At 58.1% G+C, this 16,801-nt stretch carries 15 protein-coding genes; 7 read left to right on the plus strand and 8 right to left on the minus strand.

Annotation, left to right across the window (positions count from 1 at the left end):
* The 4 genes from BMI89_RS17055 (at position 1) to lgt (ending at position 3,196) form a co-directional block, all read left to right on the plus strand.
* Positions 1-561: a DsbE family thiol:disulfide interchange protein gene (locus tag BMI89_RS17055; RefSeq protein ID WP_038068298.1), complete on the plus strand. Its 561-nt coding sequence runs from the start codon at positions 1-3 to the stop codon at positions 559-561.
* Between the two features lies 1 nt (position 562).
* On the plus strand, positions 563-1,033 hold the full coding sequence (locus BMI89_RS17060) for a cytochrome c-type biogenesis protein (RefSeq protein WP_028095417.1): 471 nt from the start codon (positions 563-565) through the stop codon (positions 1,031-1,033).
* Positions 1,030-2,193, plus strand: coding sequence for a c-type cytochrome biogenesis protein CcmI (gene ccmI / locus BMI89_RS17065; RefSeq protein ID WP_038068299.1), 1,164 nt, complete (start codon positions 1,030-1,032; stop codon positions 2,191-2,193). The genes BMI89_RS17060 and ccmI overlap by 4 nt, the downstream gene beginning before the upstream one ends.
* 97 nt (positions 2,194-2,290) lie before the next feature.
* The gene (gene lgt, locus BMI89_RS17070) at positions 2,291-3,196 is read left to right on the plus strand and encodes a prolipoprotein diacylglyceryl transferase (protein ID WP_028095401.1); all 906 of its coding nucleotides are present in this window, start codon (positions 2,291-2,293) and stop codon (positions 3,194-3,196) included.
* Between the two features lie 56 nt (positions 3,197-3,252).
* On the opposite strand, the gene BMI89_RS17075 is transcribed toward lgt, so the two are convergent.
* The 8 genes from BMI89_RS17075 to BMI89_RS17115 form a co-directional block, all read right to left on the minus strand.
* Positions 3,253-3,735, minus strand: coding sequence for a cytochrome c (locus BMI89_RS17075; RefSeq protein ID WP_028095400.1), 483 nt, complete (start codon positions 3,733-3,735; stop codon positions 3,253-3,255).
* A gap of 121 nt (positions 3,736-3,856) precedes the next feature.
* On the minus strand, positions 3,857-6,217 hold the full coding sequence (locus tag BMI89_RS17080) for a copper-translocating P-type ATPase (protein WP_009573624.1): 2,361 nt from the start codon (positions 6,215-6,217) through the stop codon (positions 3,857-3,859).
* A 65-nt stretch (positions 6,218-6,282) separates the two neighbouring features.
* Positions 6,283-7,173 (minus strand): ribose-phosphate diphosphokinase, encoded by an 891-nt coding sequence (locus BMI89_RS17085; RefSeq protein WP_009573625.1) that lies wholly within the window; start codon positions 7,171-7,173, stop codon positions 6,283-6,285.
* Positions 7,173-8,687, minus strand: a complete 1,515-nt coding sequence (locus tag BMI89_RS17090; RefSeq protein WP_009573626.1) for a thymidine phosphorylase family protein — start codon at positions 8,685-8,687, stop codon at positions 7,173-7,175. Before BMI89_RS17090 ends, BMI89_RS17085 begins: the two co-directional genes overlap by 1 nt.
* Entirely contained in the window at positions 8,684-10,069 is a 1,386-nt protein-coding gene (locus BMI89_RS17095; protein ID WP_009573627.1) for an MBL fold metallo-hydrolase, read from the minus strand. Before BMI89_RS17095 ends, BMI89_RS17090 begins: the two co-directional genes overlap by 4 nt.
* A 33-nt stretch (positions 10,070-10,102) precedes the next feature.
* Positions 10,103-11,284 (minus strand): YncE family protein, encoded by a 1,182-nt coding sequence (locus BMI89_RS17100; protein ID WP_229861855.1) that lies wholly within the window; start codon positions 11,282-11,284, stop codon positions 10,103-10,105.
* A 562-nt stretch (positions 11,285-11,846) separates the two neighbouring features.
* The gene (locus BMI89_RS17110; RefSeq protein WP_009573630.1) at positions 11,847-14,027 is read right to left on the minus strand and encodes a protein-disulfide reductase DsbD domain-containing protein; all 2,181 of its coding nucleotides are present in this window, start codon (positions 14,025-14,027) and stop codon (positions 11,847-11,849) included.
* 251 nt (positions 14,028-14,278) lie between these two features.
* Complete coding sequence (locus tag BMI89_RS17115; RefSeq protein WP_009573635.1) at positions 14,279-14,575, minus strand: DUF2933 domain-containing protein; 297 nt, start codon at positions 14,573-14,575, stop codon at positions 14,279-14,281.
* A gap of 223 nt (positions 14,576-14,798) precedes the next feature.
* On the opposite strand from BMI89_RS17115, the gene BMI89_RS17120 reads away from it, so the two are divergent.
* The 3 genes from BMI89_RS17120 to BMI89_RS17130 all read left to right on the plus strand — a co-directional run bounded on the left by BMI89_RS17120 (position 14,799) and on the right by BMI89_RS17130 (position 16,795).
* Positions 14,799-15,302, plus strand: a complete 504-nt coding sequence (locus BMI89_RS17120) for a L,D-transpeptidase (protein ID WP_229861856.1) — start codon at positions 14,799-14,801, stop codon at positions 15,300-15,302.
* Between the two features lie 29 nt (positions 15,303-15,331).
* Positions 15,332-15,796, plus strand: coding sequence for a c-type cytochrome (locus BMI89_RS17125; protein WP_009573637.1), 465 nt, complete (start codon positions 15,332-15,334; stop codon positions 15,794-15,796).
* Positions 15,797-16,222: 426 nt separating this feature from the next.
* Positions 16,223-16,795: a cytochrome c gene (locus BMI89_RS17130; protein WP_009573638.1), complete on the plus strand. Its 573-nt coding sequence runs from the start codon at positions 16,223-16,225 to the stop codon at positions 16,793-16,795.
* Positions 16,796-16,801: the final 6 nt, after the last annotated feature.

Consider the following 16,801-nt stretch of genomic DNA (forward strand, 5'->3'; position numbering starts at 1 on the left):
ATGAAACGAGCTGTAGCGATTATTCCCTTGGTACTGGCAGTGATTGTCGGCGGATTTTTCTTGTGGGGCCTGAATCCCAATCGTGACCCAAGCGAGATTCCTTCGGTTCTCATTTCTCAGCCAGCTCCCTCGTTCAATCTCGGGCCGGTGCCGGGTCTTGATGTACAGGGACTGTCTCGGGAAAACCTGCTCGGAAACCCAACGCCAGTCGTCGTCAATGTCTTCGCTTCCTGGTGCGTTCCCTGTCGTGCCGAACACGCGGTTCTGAGCGCTTTGGTTGAGCGCGATGGCGTGCGTTTGTTCGGGATCAACTACAAGGATCAACCCGCAGACGCGGTCAATTGGCTTCGAAATCTCGGGAACCCGTACGAACGTATTGGCTCGGATCTGTCAGGTCGTGCCGGGATCGAGTGGGGGATTTCGGGTGTGCCCGAGACATTCATTGTCGGAGGCGATGGAACGGTGCTCTACCGATACGTCGGCCCGATCGTCGGTGAAGAGGCTGTATCAGCCTTTCGCCAAGCTCTCCGACAAGCGGGTGTGTTAGAGGAGAGGAGCTGACATGCGTAGTTTCTTCCTTGTGTTGGCACTCATCATGCCAATGTCTGCGCAGGCTGTTGAGCCCGACGAAATCCTCTCCGATCCAATCCTCGAGGCTCGGGCACGGGAGGTTTCCAGGCAGCTTCGCTGCGTAGTTTGCCAAAATCAGGATATTGACAGCTCGAACGCCGGCGTTGCGCGCGACCTACGACTTTTGGTCCGGGAACGGTTGGTTGCGGGTGACACGAACGAAGATGCAATTGCTTTCATCCAAGCGAGATACGGCGACTACGTTCTACTGAAGCCTCCGTTTAAACCCGAGACCTACGCTCTCTGGTTTACCCCCCCACTCCTTGGGCTCTTGGCTCTGGGGATCGGTGGCGGCATCCTGATGGGCTCTCGAAAAAGAAAAAAAATCGCAGACCTGAGCGATGACGAGGAGGCCGAGGTCGCACGCATTTTCACTTCATCCAGCGAAGGGGACCACCGATGATATGGATTGCAATGGCAGTCCTCGCCTTGACTGCCTCAGGGATTGTTGCGGCTTCGGCGTGGAAGCCTGCCTTGGTGCAAGGTCCGGCCGAAGACAGGACTCTCGCAGTTTTGAAGGACCAGTTGTCTGAAGTCGATCGGGATGCTGAACGCGGCCTGCTTTCAGTCGCAGAGGCGCATGCGGCGCGACAGGAAATCAAGCGGCGGGTTCTCTCCGTGGGGAGAGTAAAAAACACCGGGGAATCCAGCGGCGGCGGCAGGGTCATACTCATGGCTGCTGCGGTCTTTGTGCCGCTGTTCGCGGCGGGGTATTACAGTTTTGCTGGAGCGCCAAACCTATCCAGCATCGCTTTCGAGGATCGCCAGGCAGAGGTCGCGCAAAATCGTGAAATCGAAGCGTTGGCGCAGAAGCTATTGCAGCGGTTGCAGGCGGATTCAGAAGGCGGAGCCTTGGAGGGCTGGATGCTCCTTGGACAGACCTTCATGAAATTGGGCCGCGCTTCGGATGCCGCATCGGCCTACGAGCGTGCAACACAATCCATGAATGCCGATTCTGCTGTGTTTTCGATCTATGCGGAAGCTCTCATCGTTTCCGAACAGGGGATCGTGACACCCCAAGCGAAGCGGGCCATTGCAAGAGCACTTGAGCTCGATCCGACCAATCCTGCTGGAACTTTTTACGATGCTGTCGGGCTTGCGCAAGCGGGTGCGAATGAGCAGGCCTACAATCGTCTTCTCACGCGATTGGACGAAGTGGATGGGTTCGCACCCTGGATGGAAACATTTGTCGCGGAAGCAAACCGGATAGGTGCGGCACTAGGCCGAGCGCCTATCAGTTTGTCGGATTATGCTCCAGTAATGTCAGGCAATTCGCCCGGCCCCACTGCTGCAGATGTCGAAGCGGCCAGCCAGATGGATGATGTCGATCGAGATGCATTTATCCGATCCATGGTGGAACGTTTGGCAACACGCCTTGAGGCTGAACCAGACGATATCGATGGATGGATGCGTCTTGGCAGGGCCTACAGGGTGCTCGGCGAAACTGACCTCGCCTTGAACGCGTACAGTCGAGCCAAAGAGCTATTGGTGCCCGTTTCCTCCGAAGACCCGCGCCAAAGTGTCATTTTGCAGTCCTTGGAAGAACTCCAGTCGGGCCAATAGCCCGCGGAAGCTTCACTCGCGATGAACAAACCATGAGAGAGCACGAACGGCGTATGTGCACGATCCGACCTCACCCGAATGACTAGAAAGAATGTCCATGCCTTTGTCCGCACTTCCGTTCCCAAATATCGGGCCGGATATATTTTCGGTTGAGATCGGCACGTTTACGTTGACTCTCCGCTGGTATGCGTTGGCCTATATCATCGGCCTTCTCGTCGGCTGGAGAATTTGTGTTGCCACGGTCAAACGCGCCGCTCTGTGGCCTGCATCGGGCGCCCCGCTAACACCGCGCCAAATTGAGGATCTTTTGACCTGGATTATCATCGGGGTGATCGTTGGCGGGCGGTTAGGGTTCGTGATGTTCTATCAGCGCGGGTTCTATCTTGCCAATCCGTTAGAAATTCTGAAGGTCTGGCAAGGGGGAATGTCATTTCATGGTGGGTTTGCTGGAGTAACCATTGCCGCGCTTGTTTATGGCATCCGTCAGCGTATGCCGCTCCTGAGCATGGCTGACCTTCTCGCTCTGGCAACGCCTCCGGGCTTGTTCTTGGGCCGGATCGCAAATTTCATAAACAATGAACTATGGGGCCGCCCATCGGACATGCCCTGGGCCGTCATATTTCCCGGTGACGCAGCGCAATCATGCCCGGGAATAACCGACATTTGCGCACGGCATCCTTCGCAACTGTACGAAGCCCTTTTGGAAGGCCTGTTGCTTGGCTTCGCTCTCCTATTCCTTGCGTGGCGGCGCGGATGGCTTAGGACACCAGGGGCAATTTGCGGGCTCTTCCTGGCCGGATATGGTTTTGCGAGAAGTTTTGTAGAGTTGTTTCGCCAGCCCGACGCTCAATTCGCAGACGTGAACAATCCGATTGGGTATGTTGTGCAGTTTGGTGACTGGGGGCTTACGATGGGGCAAGTCCTTTCCTTGCCGATGTTAGCCGCGGGATTTGGATTACTTTGGCTGGCGCAGAAGCGGTCCGCCATAGGATCGGCATCTTAGGGCGCAAATGAAACTTTGACGCATTGCCTTATTCTACTGCGATATCCCCTGACGCTTCAGTCGTGATCCTCCTCACCCATTTGGTGCATCATTTCTTCAATCTTTTCGGGGATGTCGCCGGCAGAGAATGCCTTCTGTTCTTCGGAATCGTGAACGAACGCGATGATATCGGCAAGCTCCTGACCTGTGAATTCAATTTGCCCGCCGAGCTCATCCTCTTGGGCAGCGACCATCGCCGGCGCGCCGCGCCACATTCGGGCGGCAAATTCAAACGGGTTCATTGGCAGGTCCATATACGCTGCATCAAGGGCGGGGGCATCCTCGCCTCCGACCCCGTTGATAGAATGACAAACGACACAGCCTTTCGAGGCGAACAGCGCACGCCCCTTGGCTGCATCCATGTTTGGCAGGAACAGTCCGGAGCTCATCATCTGACTCATCGCCCCATTATCTGTCATATGCCCGCTGTCTTGGGCGCCGACTGGCAGCCCCCACACCACAGCAATGGCTAAGATCATCTGTCTGGAAATGTAGGTCATTTTGGTCTCCTTGGTTTGCAGGTGATTGTCTGAACGCTGTTGCCCCTTCTCCGGCGATGGATTGTACCCAATACTGTTTATTGAACGGTCTGATGGACCTCGCGATCGTTCTTGTTTCCCCTCAAATCTGCGCGCGCCGTAGCCGAAGGGAGTTTAGGACGACCGAGATTGAGGAAGCGCTCATGGCAAAGGCCGCAAACATCGGACTGATCAAGATCCCGAGGAATGGGAACAAGATCCCCGCAGCGACGGGCACGCCCGCAGTGTTGTAGATCAGAGCAAAGAACAGGTTCTGGCGTATGTTCCGCATGGTCGCGCGGGCGAGTTTGCGCGCACGCACGATACCGTCGAGGTTCCCTTTGACGAGCGTGAACCCTGCGCTCTCAATGGCCACATCGGCGCCGGTGCCCATGGCAATCCCGACATCGGCCTGAGCCAGGGCAGGTGCATCGTTGACACCGTCGCCGGCCATGGCAACCTTGTGCCCCTTGGCCTGAAGTTCCTTGATGATCTTCGCTTTGTCTTCCGGCATCACATCGGCGCGGATCTCGTCGATGCCTAGACTGGACGCGACGGCCCTAGCGGTACGCTCATTGTCTCCCGTCGCCATGATAATACGGAACCCAAGTGCGTGCAGTTCCTTCAGGGCGGCCGGTGTGGTCGCCTTTACCGGGTCTGCGACGCTGACAAGACCGGCAACGTCATTCTCGACGACGACAAACATAACCGTTTCGCCATTATCCCGACGGGCATCCGCCTTGTCCCGAAGCTCTGCTGCATCAAGTCCGAGGTCAGTCAGGAGTTTCACGTTGCCGAGCGCCACTACCCGCCCGTCCACCGTGCCTTTGACGCCCTTGCCGGTGACCGCCTCGAAGGCGTCGGCTTTTGCCAGGTCGACGCCACGCTCTTCAGCACCGCGTACGATGGCTTCCGCGAGAGGATGCTCGGAGCCGCGTTCCAGCGATGCGGCAAGCCGAAGCACTTCTACCTCATCGTGACCCGGTTCAGGGTAGACGCCGACAAGTTTCGGCTTGCCTTCCGTCAGCGTGCCGGTCTTGTCGACGATCAGGGTATCGACCTTCTCGAACCGTTCCAGTGCCTCTGCATTCCTGATCAGGACACCCGCCTGCGCGCCGCGCCCCGTCGCCGTCATGATAGACATCGGTGTCGCAAGGCCGAGGGCACAGGGACAAGCGATGATGAGAACGGCAACGGCCGCAATAAGAGCATAGGAAAGGGCCGGGACCGGGCCCCAAATGGCCCAGCCAATGAAGGCCAGCACGGCGATGCCAATAACTGCAGGCACGAAATATCCGGAGACCTTGTCGGCGTATTTCTGGATCGGCGCGCGAGACCGCTGCGCATTGGCCACCATCTCGACGATTTGGCTCAGCATCGTGTCGGCGCCGACGCGCGTCGCCTCCATGATCAGGCTGCCGGTTCCGTTGATCGTGGCGCCCGTTACAGGGTCTCCTCCGACCTTTTCTACCGGTACCGGCTCGCCCGTGATCATGCTTTCGTCAACTGAGGACCTGCCTTCGACGACCATACCATCGACCGGCACCTTGTCACCGGGTCGCACACGTAGTCGGTCGCCGACCTGGACCTGTTCCAATGGAACCTCTTCCTCGCTTCCGTCGTCGCGGATAATACGTGCCGTCTTGGCGGCCATATCCAGAAGAGCACGGATCGCCTTGCCAGTGCCTTCGCGAGCGCGCAGCTCCATCACCTGTCCCACAAGGACCAGCGTGACGATCACAGCCGCCGCCTCGAAATAGACGCCGACATGCCCTTCGGCATCCCGGAACCCATCGGGGAATATGCCCGGTGCCAGGACGGCGATGATGCTGAACAGCCATGCGGCGCTTACACCCATGGCAATGAGACTGAACATATTGAGGTTCCTTGTCCGGAACGAGTTCCAGCCACGAACAAGGAAAGGCCAGCCGGACCAAAAGACAACGGGTGTCCCGAGCGCGAGTTCGACCCAGAGGGTGACGCGTTCACCGAATATCTCGCGCACCCCGCTCAGGCCAAGATAGGGGCCCATGGTCAGCACAAGGAGCGGTACGGTCAAAATGGCCCCCACCCAGAAACGACGGCTGAAGTCCACAAGCTCCGGGTTCGGGCCTTCCGCTTCCATGGCGGCCGATTCCAGTTCCAGCCCCATACCGCAGATCGGACAAGACCCGGGATGCGTCTGGCGCACCTGAGGGTGCATCGGACAGGTATAAACCGGGCCAGTGTAGTCGTTGGGAACCGAGTCCAAGTGGTTTGGCTCCACCGCGTCGCCCGTGTGCTGATGATGGGCGTGGTGTTGCGAGGGCTCGCCCTCCGGCACCAGATGCATCTGGCATTTCGGGCAATCTCCCGGTTCGGCGCGGCGTACCTCGGGGTGCATCGGGCAAGTGAAGACCGTGCCCGCGTAGCCAGAAGGAACTTGATCGTCAGATCCGTTGGCATGTTCGTGATGGTTGTTCATTCGGGGATCCTTTCCCGTATTTCTAGCTCATTGCCTCAAACCTAATTCTTCCAGTAACTGGAAGGTCAAGTGGCGCATTGAGCAACTTTCATTTCTGTCGCTAACAGCTCGCCGACGCAGACTGCGTTCGTTGAGTGTGGAATCGTATCGGTACTGACGATCCGCGCGGCACCGGCATGGCGGATTGCTTCCTCTGCGCCGTGTGCGAAAACCGCGTGGATAATTACGCAAGTCGCAGGTCGGGCACCGGCCTGCTCGAGTTGTTCGAGCGTTCGGATCAGCGTGTGTCCGGACGAGGCGATATCATCGAGGATCACGGGTGTCCCCTGTCGGAAAACGGCGCTGCCCGGCAGGCTGATCTCGACCTGCCGATCCCCGGAGCGATGTTTTGTCAGCACTTCGTAGGGGCGTCCGGCGAGCCTGGCGACTTCAGCCACCCATTGCTGGCTTTCGCTGTCAGGCCCAAGGAGCACGGCCTCTGGAACGTTCGCCGCAATCCAGTCGGCCAGCAGAGGGGCTGTGGCGACACGATATGCGGGAATGCGGAACAGCGCTGAAAGGCTCGGGTTGCGATGCAGATGGGGGTCAGCGGTCATCACCCAGTCGAAACATTCATCAAGAAATCCCGCGAAGATCGGGGCGCTCACAGCTTCGCGTGGATGAAACCGCTTGTCCTGGCGCATGTAGCCAAGATAGGGCGCGACCAGCCCCACACGCGCGGCCCCAAGTTCGCGCGCCGTCAGAGCTGCGAAACGCAGAGGCAACGCCAGCCGATCAGGATCGCGCAACGTGGCGAGGAAGGCGATTTCGCGTCCTGCAGGATCGCCGCCGAGCTTCACGAGGGTTTCACCATCGGGAAAATGGTGCAAGTCCACCGGCTGGATTTCGGCACCGGATGTCGCCGCCATTCTGCGCGCCAATGGCTCCATGCCGGGAAAGGGGGCGATAATGGTCATCAGTTTGCCTCCTCAATTGTGCAAAGTCCCAATTGCGCCTCGGCATAGGAGCGGGCGTATTCCAGTTCTCCCAGCGTTTCGGCGTGGATCTCGAACAGCGGCTTGCCAAATTCGATATGGTCACCGATCTGGACCAGAAGGCGCAGCCCTGCGAGCTGCTGCCGCGGTGCGCCGGCGAGTTTCGCTGTGCGCGCGATGCGGCGATTGTCAATCGCAATGAGGCGCCCCGCCGTGCGGGAGGTGATCACCGCATGATAACGCGCCTCACCGGGCTCAGTGAAACCGCCTTGTGCATCGCAAATCGCAATGAACTTCGCCTCGGCAGCGCCGCTGTCGAGCAGCTGTGCGGCCACCTTTCGCCCGCCCGCGCCGCCCGTCTCGGGGACAAGGTCCAGCAGCGCTCCAGCGATGTCGAGTGCACGGTCGCGCAGGTCGACAGGGAAGTTCTCGTTGCGGCGTAGCACGGCAAGGACATCTTGGGCTTCAAGTGCGGGTCCAATTCCGCGTCCGACAGGTGCAGTCCCGTCGCTTTGATGGATCGAGAGCGTCAGGCCGATGGCCTTGCCAACGGCGCGGAGCCGCTCTGCCAGCGCAGCGGCGGTTTCCGCCGAGCGGACCTTGGCCGTTGGTCCGACGGGCACATCGATCAGCACGCGCTTCGCACCGACCGCAGCCTTCTTCGACAAGACGCTCGCCACCAGCTGTCCGTCGCTGTCGAAATCGAGTGGCCGTTCAATCCGGATCAGAACATCGTCCGCAGGGCTGAGAGCGAGGTTGCCCCCCCAAACGATGCACCCGCCCTCAGCCTCGACGACGCGTCTCAACGCGGGGATGTCGAGCGAGACGGGAGCCATGACCTCCATCGTGTCGGCCGTGCCTGCGGGGGAAGTGATCGCGCGAGAAGAGGTCTTGGGGATCATCAGCCCCGCCGCCGCGATGATCGAAACGATGATCGGCGTGGTGCGGTTTCCTGGAAGCCCCCCGACGCAATGCTTGTCGTAGATCTCGGCGCCGCCCCAATCCAGCGTTTCGCCCGCCGCCTGCATGGATCGGGTCAGTGCGATGGTTTCCGCAATCGAAAGCCGGTCGCCCGCGCAGGCGGTGATGAAGGCTGCCAGATCGAGATCGGAGAGACGATGATCGAGGACGTCACGAATGATTGCGTCGAACCTTTGCTGCTCAAGGGTTTCTCCATAGACCTTGGCGCGGATCGCTGAGACGGAGTCCGGTGGCTCCGGGTGCGTAAAACTTGCCCGGTCCCCCGGTTGGGGCTTCAGGGCGGCCCAGGCTTCTTCCGACAAGGCGGCAGTGTCGTCGGGCAGCCAGTCGCCATTGGTCAACACGTTCAGCGTGGCAATCACCGACCTGTCGCCGAGCGTGACCTCGATCCGGGTCAGGGCTGCGAAGCCTTCGGCGCGGCAGACGTGGCAGTCTTCGCGCATGAAGACAACGGGTTGCCGGTAAGTGTCGATCCCCGCGCGGGACAGGGCGAGCGTATTGTCGATTTCTGTCATTTTGGATTGTCCAGCCGGATCGTTTCGAGGTGTTCGGGGGCGCGGGCAGGCCAGCCGAGTTCATGTTCGATCCGCCAGCGCAGCCGGTCCGAGGCAGAAGGTTCGCCGTGAGTCACATAGGTCATGCGCGGCGCGCGATCCGACGCGCGCATCCAGGCCAGCAACTCTTCGGCATCGGCATGTCCGGAAAAGGCTTCGAGCTGGATCACCTCTGCCCTGATCGGGAAATCTCGACCGAACATGCGCAGACTGTCCGCGCCAGCGGCCAGTGCCGCCCCGCGGGTACCGCCAGCCTGAAAGCCCGACAGCAGGATTGCGTTGCGCGGGTCGCCGCCGAAGCTGGCGAGGTGATGCAGGATCCGCCCGCCGGTCAACATGCCGCTCGCCGAAATGATGATCATCGGGCCATGCTGCGTGTTCAGCTTCTTCGACTCCTCGACCGAAGTGACCCGCTTGGCGATCTGGAACATCGCAAGGCAATCCTCCCAGGCAACGTGATGTTCTTCGTGATGGCCGTGGTAGATTTCGGTCGCGTCGATCGCCATTGGCGAGTTGAGATAAACCGGCACATATGGGATCTCGCCGCGGTTTTGCAGGCGTGCAATGTGATACATAAGCCCCTGCGCGCGCCCAACCGCGAATGAGGGGATGAGAACCGTACCGCCCCGCCCGAAAACACGTTTCAGGATTGGCAGAAGCTCTTCCTCCGCGTCGATGGCTGCGTGATGGCGATTGCCATAGGTGGATTCACAAACCAACACGTCCGCACCTGAGAACGGTTGTGGTGGTCGCATCAGTGCGTCGTTCTGTCGGCCGAGGTCGCCACTGAAGTGGATTGTCCTTCCTGGCAGTCTGATACGGATCTGCGCCGCACCGAGCAAATGGCCCGCCGGGATGAACTCTGCGGATATTCCGTCACCAACATCGACTGTGCTGTTGAAGGGAACTCTGTGCAAATGCTCAAGCGCCGCCTGAGCATCTTTCAACGTGTAGAGCGGCTTGGGGTTCTTGTGCTTGGAGTATCGGTGCCTTTTGGCAAAACGTGCCTCCTCTTCCTGGATATGGCCGCTGTCCGGCAGGATCAGGCCGCAGAGTTCCTCCGTCGCTTCGGTACACATCACCTTCCCTCGATACCCGCCGCGGATCAGCGCAGGCAGATAGCCTGAATGATCGAGATGCGCGTGCGTCAGAAGTACGGTGTCAATGGTGGTGGGGCGTACCGGAAACGCCTTGCGGTTGCGGTCCCGCAGCGATTTGAAGCCTTGAAACAAGCCACAATCAACTAGAATGCGGCGATCCCCGGTTTCAATCAGATAGCGCGATCCGGTTACTGTTCCGGCGGCTCCCAGAAAACGAAGTGTTGGGCGAGTGTCCTGTGCCATGATCCTGTGCCTTTCATTCCCATCGGCAGCCCTTCAGGGAAGCGCCACCATCTGATGTCCTTCTCCTTCGACAGAAACTGTTTCACGCGTTTGCAGTGAGCTGGTATCGATGAGCCAAACCACGGGCTCTGCACGGCTTGAGACATAAAGGATGTCGGAGCCTGGAATTACCGTCAGGTGGTAGGGTTCTGGTGCAAGCGTGGCTGTGCGCACTTCCCCGGTAGCGAGTGCAACTGAGGCGAGTTTGTCCTCTCCCCTACCCGCGACGAACAAAGTTGCCCCATCATTTGACAGCCCCAGTCCATGAATCTCGCCGCCAATTTCGAAGGTCCGCAGCTTTTCACCGGTACTCAAAGACAGTTCCAGAACCTGACCTGCGTCCGCGTCTGCGACAAAGAGTCGATCAGTTTCGGGCGAAACCGCCATATGTTCCGGGGTGTCACCTGCAATGAAGTTGCGACGAACGATACCCCGCGACAGATCTACTTCGCTGATCGTTCCGTTACCGGTGTTGGAGACGTAGACGAGATTTGGATCAGTTCCGAACGCTGCATAGTTCGGCATCGATCCAGTCGGGACAAATGCCGTCATGCCGAAAGTCGCCAAGTCAATCACCGATATTCCGTCACCTGCCGGATGGGTCGCAACGGCAAAGCGTCCATCAGGGGAAACTGCCGTATGATGTACGGCACCCGGCACCTCTATCCGGCGGAGGATATCGCCACTTTTTGCGTCCAGAATCGAGAGAAGACTGATCCCGGCATCCGGTGGCCCCATTGGCGCGGCCTTTGGTGCGTGGTGCGCGGCGTGATCGTCTGCAGACACGGTGGAGGGCTTTTCTAGCGACGCGACATCCTCGCGCGGGATCTCCGAATAGCTGCCGGCGACCAGATACGGCACGCCGGGTGCGCCTGCGAGACCGTGGACCGCCTCGACATCATTGATCCGACGCAGGACTTTTCCAGTCTCCGCCTGAACCATCAGGACTGAATTGGCGCTGCCCTCTGGAATGAAGACCGTAGGCGGAGCGGCCAAAGCTGGTGCTGACACGAACAAAGTGGCGAGCGTATAGGCGATGCGGGACGACATGTTCATTTTTGGAACCTTTATCTGGTCGAGATCATGCGGTGGCCGTGGCGAGGGCAGAAAACCGGCGGATCCACGGTTGATAGGAGCGAATGAAGTGAGGAGCGCGGTCAGGTAGAATCCGGACATCCAGACTACGAGCCTGTCGAAAAACCTAAGCGTCACGATTGGCGTAAAAGCCGAAAGGGAGGCGCTTCGCTACCTCGCTGACTGGAATGCTCAGAAGAGAATGGGGACGTGTATGAATTCGTCATCGGCGAAAGACGCCGATTGCCGCCACGACATTACCATTCGCGTGCTACGGTTCGAAACTACTGCGCTGACAAGCCCGTTAGGGATCAGAGCAGCGGCGCAACCGGGATGAATTCCGCAATCCGCGTCCAGAATAACGTGGACGGAGGAATTTGCGTCGGTGACCTGAACAATCTGCGTCTCTAACCCGGCAGGCTCGCCCTCATGCGCATGCAAACCATCGGCAATGAGACCGAAAAACAAGGCTCCGATCAATATCAGGACGAAGCTGACGCGAATACGCGACACTCTTCTGACATCGATATGTGGCCTTGATCGCATGATTTGAGTCCTTCCTAGGTGATTATAACACGCTATCCAGATGGTGTGGTTGATCTAAATCAGGGCGTTAAATGCTGCCTGACTCGGCGTCCTTGATGCGCAGCTTAGGCGAAATTACTCAGTCGGCACTTTGCTCCAAAGTGTTTCCAAATCTGGAAACCTTCACATCGTCCTCGATGAGCGTTGCTTGAGCGGCCCCCGGACGCGCCGCGTGCAGAGCAGCAAGAACATCCTGAGTCGACAATATTTCAGATAGGATAATTCCTTCGGGAGCAGACGGCCCATAAACCGCGTTGAATGGAATGCCGTAACGGTTGTTGGTCTCCAAAAAACGGGTGATCGCGTCATCTGGGCGGGTCCAGTCGGCCAGCATCGGCGTGACACCAGAGCTGTTCAATGCCGAAAGAACCGGGTCGCGTTCAAGAACGAGCGCCTTGTTGGCTTTGCAGGTCAAACACCAATCGGCGGTTACATCGACAAAAACGACCTCTCCGCGTGATACTCGACGGGCAATATCGCCGCGGTCAAATGTGACCCAGGCAATTTTTCCTGCTTGGGCATCGGGTGCGGCGGGTGTTGCCAAGAATGGCGCGGCCGCGACCGCGAGTGCCGCCAGCGCCAGCCCAAAGGGCCAGCGAAGAGATCTTGGCACCCAGGGCGATGCCGCTATGAAGAGCATAACCGCACCGAGAGATGCAACTGTTAGGGCCGCGCGCGATCCAGCAACGCCGAGCAGGACATAGAACAGCCATGCCGCGGTACCCATCAGGAGGATGCCAAGGCCGGCTTTCAAGGCGATCATCCAGCGGCCGGGCTTGGGCACGAACCGAACAACGTTCGGCACGATGGCCACCAACAGATATGGGCTGGCCAGACCTAACCCGAGAAAGGTGAAAACGACAGCGATGTCTATCACCCGCCCCGCAAGTGCGAATGCGATAGCTGTTCCAAGAAACGGCGCGGAGCAGGGAGTAGCCATGACCGCCCCGAAAAATCCGGTGGCAAAATCCGCTCCATACCCGGCCGTACCTCCTGCTTTCATCAACCGCGTTGTCAGGGCGGCAGGCAAAGAGAATTCGAACAGTCCAAACAGGTTTGCGGTGAACAGACCAAGGATCAGGAGCATCAGAACCAGGAACGTTGGGCTCTGGAACTGGAGCCCCCAACCGACGGCAACGCCAATCTTTTGCAATGCGAAGAGAACAGCCGCGAGTGCCCACATAAAGACCATGACTCCGGCGGCGGCGGCCAAGAAGCCTGCCCTGACTTGGGCATTGCCGCGTCCTTCGGATTTCAGGGCAGAAGATAACTTGATCGACAGAACAGGAAGCACGCAAGGCATGGCGTTCAGGATCAAGCCCCCAAGAAAAGCGATGATGGCGATCCAGATCACTTGATCAATGCCGGGGACCACCCGATCAATACTGAAAGGGGGAGTTGGGGCGGTTGTTGCCCGATCTGGCGTGACGGTGAGGGCGTGATCCGGCCCGTCCGTCACGGTTACCCGTGGCGGCGCGTCTGTATCTGCCATGTAGGCAAGAATTGGGAATTCAGCCCAAAGCGTTCGCCCGCTTGCCCCAAGGCGAATGTCGGGCTTCCCCAACGTGTTGCCATCACCAATTTCAGGAAAGACGTCCGGGGTTTTGAAGGCAGTCGTGGCAGCTATTTCTATCGTTAGGCGGGTGAAATCATCGTTTATATGGGATGTGGCGGCGGTCACGCCTGCCGCTCCTCCTTCCGCCGGAACGCGTGCGAGAAATGCCCCGATACGATTAGCCGAGACTTGATCGATTGAGTTCCCCTGAGGCAACGAAAGTGCCAAGTCAAAATCCTGGGGGACACAAACTGCTGAGCAGGTCAAGAGCTTGACGTTTGCTCTGAGTTCGACAGGTTCCCCAGGATCCTTCAGGGTGATCTGAAGTGGAAAGACAACCTCATCATGATAGCCGAAGTTTTCGATGCCAAAGGCAGTGAACCGCTCGGGCGCAGGCCATAGGAAATCAACGCCCGCGACATTCGTCGACCCGCTCCAGTCGATCTGTGGCGGAATGCCAACCTCGCCAGGCGAACGCCAATAGGTTTTCCATCCGTCAGCAAGGTTCAGATCCAGACCGGCGGAGAGCGTTTGAGCTTCGGCGGAAACGGCATCCTCGGCGGAGATCAGCCGCGCTTCCACCGCAGTGACCTTGTGGGCGACTGATACCTCGGCCGTTGCAGCAAAGGGGATCAAGAGCCAGAACATTGCGGCAGCGAGGGTACCGCAGAAAGCAAGACGGATTGGCGAGCGCCAGATGGTCATCGCACTATCTCCAGGCTTTGAACTTGAGTGGCAACAAAGCCTGATCGGCCGTTTACACAATCCAACTGGCCCACACCGTTGGAGATAGGCCCTGCCAGACGACATCCATTGGGCAGCTCCAGCTCTGGTGACTTTGTCGACAAAGTTGGCGGCGGGTTTGTCGGGCACAGGACTGGTCCGCCGGAACAAGCGCTCACGAAAATCGCTCCCAAGAAGACAGTCGCCAGCCGCGCTCTTGTTCTCATTTCGACTTACCGCCGGACGGCGCTGTCGGTCATATCTTCAATCAGCACTGGCTGGGGGGCGGTCTTCTTGTGCTTGTCGCTTCCATGGCATGAACGCCCCATCATCTTGTGCATCACAAAATGGGCGCCAACGCAGAGCACCAGAGGCGCAAAGACGGTAGCGTTTGCCCAAAGGCCTGCGACGGTGCCTCCGCCAATCAGGAAAGCTGCGATGGGTAGAAGCATGACAGCACAGCAAGCCATCATGCCCCAGTGCATCAACTTTCCGTGGCGATTGCCACCTGACTCGCTATCCTCTTGCATGGAATCCACCTCTGATTTTGGTCAACGTATCCTGTTTAGCTTGATCTCCCGCTGGAAGGTCAAGGATACACTTCGATACAAATCTTGCGGCCTGTTGCGGTTGAGATTCAGCCCCATCTGAGCAATGCCTGTCTCGTCCAATTGAGTAACCAAGGACGAACAAATGGCAGAGAGACCGAGTTTGAACAGGCGGAGCCTGATTGCAATTTCAGGCGCATTCTTGATGACCCCCCACACTCTCCGGGCGGAAGAGGCTGGTGTGGTAAGACGCAATATCTCGTCGTTCGTTCTCCACAATTGGCGTGATCACTTTGACCGTCTCGGGAAGGGCATCATCATTTCGGATACTGTCACAAAGGTGCTCCAACACTGGACAGAAGATGAAGAGATGCGGATTTACCCGACCTCTGTTCCCTTGACTGATGAATTGACGAAGCGCGGGTATACAGAAGTTGTCGAGAAACGGGAAAATCCAGGTTGGGCGCCGACCCCTTCAATGCGTGAACGCAACCCGGAATGGCCAGCCTATGTGCCTGGAGGAGATCCCTCCAATCCTTTGGGAACGCGTGCGCTCTATCTGTCGTGGCAATACTACAGGATCCACGGAACTCAAGACACGCGGAAAATCGGGCGTAGATCATCAAACGGCTGCATCGGCCTTTACAACGAACATATAGAAGAGGTCTTCGACCGCACGCCGGTCGGGACGCAGGTTAAGTTGATCTGAACGGATCACATGCAGGAGAGTAAAACACTATGAATTTCTGGGGATGGTTCGTTGGCGGGTTCTTCGTGCTCGGCCTTGGAGCGGTCGGTTGGCAGGCGTTGCAGCCGGCCCCGGCGCAGACTGCTCAAGGACACTCAATGGTTCCGCCGGACACGAGCGGCATACCTCAGGGCGCGCCCATTGCCAATGTACTCCTTCCAGCTGAATTCTCTCCGCAAGCCCAAATGGGGCAACGCGCGTTCGAGGCAAAATGCGCCAGCTGTCATGGTGAAAATGCCGCAGGCCAGAATGGGGTCGCTCCTCCGCTTGTTCACAAAATCTACGAGCCGAACCACCATTCGGATGCCGCGTTCCTGAATGCGGCGCAAAACGGCGTCCAATCTCATCACTGGAATTTTGGCAATATGCCTCCCGTTGAAGGCCTCACCCAAGGTGATGTGAAGATGATTGCGGGATACGTGCGCGAACTGCAGCGCGCGAACGGGATCAACTGACTTTGGTCGCCAGGCTGAACATATTCCGTAGCGCGATCCAGATTCTCCTGTTGGTCTCGATCGCGTTATTTGTCGTCCTCCCGGCGGGATCTCTCGATGCAATTGGCCATGAAACGGTCGCTGCCAAAGTTTCCGAACGAAGTGCGCAAAAACATCAGACCTCTCATGAGGAAGATGCAGATAATCTTCTCCCCGGGCATTGCGATCCGGGGCCGGACTGCTCGAAAAATATGGTAATTGTCATTTTATCAGCTCCGAGAGCTTCGACCAACTTGTCGCAATTGCCTCGCGAACATCCAGATCAGAGCTTTTCTAACCGGAATGTCCTAAGGGACACCCCGCCTCCCAAACACCTATCCTGACCTAGGGGCAACCACGCCTCATCAAATTAAATCTATCAAGCATGGAAATACAGGATACGGAACGATGAAAAGCAAACTGATGATCGGCCTCTTGGCTGGAACGACAATGGCCGCAGCTGCATTTGCACATGGTGGCGCGGAAGGTGTCGTCAAAGAACGCATGGACGGCATGATGGCCATGGGGCAATCGGTCAAAGAACTGGCTCCGATGATGCGTGGTGAAATCACCTATGATGCTGAAGCTGTTCGTACGGGAGCACGCGTCTTTGTCGAACATAGCGAAGGCATGACCGAATTGTTTCCCGAAGGGTCTGCTGGGAAACCGTCCGAAGCAAAGTCCGAGATCTGGTCGGATTGGGAAGAATTCAGTGCGCTCGCAGAGCAGCTCAAGGTGGTTAGCGAAGGTCTTGCCGAGGCCGCCGACAACGGGCTTATGGCGTCAGGTGCGGGAATGGATGCAGGCTCCATGATGGGCACGCAATCCCCCGGAAGCATGATGGGAGCTTCGTCCATGATGGGAACTTCGTCAGGAAGCCCGATGATGGACTATGCCTCGATGCCCGCAGATGGGGCATTCAACATGGTGACCCAGACATGTTCGGCATGTCACGCGAAATTCCGCTACGAGGCGAAGTAAAGATGT

Source organism: Thioclava sp. F36-7 (genome assembly GCF_002020075.1).
Taxonomy (GTDB): domain Bacteria; phylum Pseudomonadota; class Alphaproteobacteria; order Rhodobacterales; family Rhodobacteraceae; genus Thioclava; species Thioclava sediminum.

Excerpts from the sequence above, each read along its gene's own strand:
- BMI89_RS17055 (WP_038068298.1), top strand. The coding sequence starts at position 1 with ATGAAACGAGCTGTAGCGATTATTCCCTTGGTACTGGCAGTGATTGTC.
- BMI89_RS17060 (WP_028095417.1), top strand. The coding sequence starts at position 563 with ATGCGTAGTTTCTTCCTTGTGTTGGCACTCATCATGCCAATGTCTGCG.
- ccmI (WP_038068299.1), top strand. The coding sequence starts at position 1,030 with ATGATATGGATTGCAATGGCAGTCCTCGCCTTGACTGCCTCAGGGATT.
- lgt (WP_028095401.1), top strand. The coding sequence starts at position 2,291 with ATGCCTTTGTCCGCACTTCCGTTCCCAAATATCGGGCCGGATATATTT.
- BMI89_RS17075 (WP_028095400.1), bottom strand. The coding sequence starts at position 3,735 with ATGACCTACATTTCCAGACAGATGATCTTAGCCATTGCTGTGGTGTGG.
- BMI89_RS17080 (WP_009573624.1), bottom strand. The coding sequence starts at position 6,217 with ATGAACAACCATCACGAACATGCCAACGGATCTGACGATCAAGTTCCT.
- BMI89_RS17085 (WP_009573625.1), bottom strand. The coding sequence starts at position 7,173 with ATGACCATTATCGCCCCCTTTCCCGGCATGGAGCCATTGGCGCGCAGA.
- BMI89_RS17090 (WP_009573626.1), bottom strand. The coding sequence starts at position 8,687 with ATGACAGAAATCGACAATACGCTCGCCCTGTCCCGCGCGGGGATCGAC.
- BMI89_RS17095 (WP_009573627.1), bottom strand. The coding sequence starts at position 10,069 with ATGGCACAGGACACTCGCCCAACACTTCGTTTTCTGGGAGCCGCCGGA.
- BMI89_RS17100 (WP_229861855.1), bottom strand. The coding sequence starts at position 11,284 with ATGTCCGGATTCTACCTGACCGCGCTCCTCACTTCATTCGCTCCTATC.
- BMI89_RS17110 (WP_009573630.1), bottom strand. The coding sequence starts at position 14,027 with ATGACCATCTGGCGCTCGCCAATCCGTCTTGCTTTCTGCGGTACCCTC.
- BMI89_RS17115 (WP_009573635.1), bottom strand. The coding sequence starts at position 14,575 with ATGCAAGAGGATAGCGAGTCAGGTGGCAATCGCCACGGAAAGTTGATG.
- BMI89_RS17120 (WP_229861856.1), top strand. The coding sequence starts at position 14,799 with ATGACCCCCCACACTCTCCGGGCGGAAGAGGCTGGTGTGGTAAGACGC.
- BMI89_RS17125 (WP_009573637.1), top strand. The coding sequence starts at position 15,332 with ATGAATTTCTGGGGATGGTTCGTTGGCGGGTTCTTCGTGCTCGGCCTT.
- BMI89_RS17130 (WP_009573638.1), top strand. The coding sequence starts at position 16,223 with ATGAAAAGCAAACTGATGATCGGCCTCTTGGCTGGAACGACAATGGCC.